Origin of the sequence: Kitasatospora sp. MBT66 (assembly GCF_000710405.2) — a bacterium.
Taxonomy (GTDB): Bacteria; Actinomycetota; Actinomycetes; order Streptomycetales; family Streptomycetaceae; genus Kitasatospora; species Kitasatospora purpeofusca.
The window spans coordinates 822,994-823,504 of record NZ_JAIY01000010.1 but is presented as its reverse complement, the minus strand read 5'-3'; the positions used below and the strand labels follow the sequence as shown (position 1 = coordinate 823,504).

The window sequence follows — 511 nt, the reverse complement described above, 5'->3', positions numbered from 1 at the left end:
GCTGCGGAGCACGGCCCGGTCCGACCTGGAGCGCCAGCGGGCCGAGTCGGAGGACGTCCGCAAGGAGGCCGAGTCGCTGCGCCGACGGCTGCGTTCGCTGGAGAGCGACACCCGCCGGGCGCAGGCGGAGACCCGGAAGGTCGCCGCCGAGCTGGAGGCGGTCAGGGCGCAGGCGGCGGCCGAGCGCGGCGCGGCGGAGACCGAGGCGCGGCGGCTGCGGCACCGGGTCACGGAACTGGAGAACTCCGCCGAGCAGGGCCGGCGCTCCGCCCGCGAGGGGCGCGGCGTCGAGGACATGCGGCTGCGGCTGCTGCTGGACACGGTGCTGCAGTCGGCCCAGGGCCTCCAGCGGGAGCTGGCGCTGCCGGTCTCCCAGATCCGTCCGGCGGACCTGGTGGAGGCGGTGGTGCCGGGTTCGGCCTCGCCGCACGACGTGGCACGGCGCGGGCTGGCCGAGGACGACCCGGCGCTGCTGGACCAGTTGCTGGCGATTCCGCAGGTCCATCTGGTG

Annotated in this window: 1 pseudogene; it reads left to right on the top strand. The window is 76.7% G+C overall.

Annotated elements, in window-relative coordinates:
- Positions 1 to 511, top strand: a pseudogene (locus BI06_RS28360) (RNA-binding protein); the annotation flags it as partial.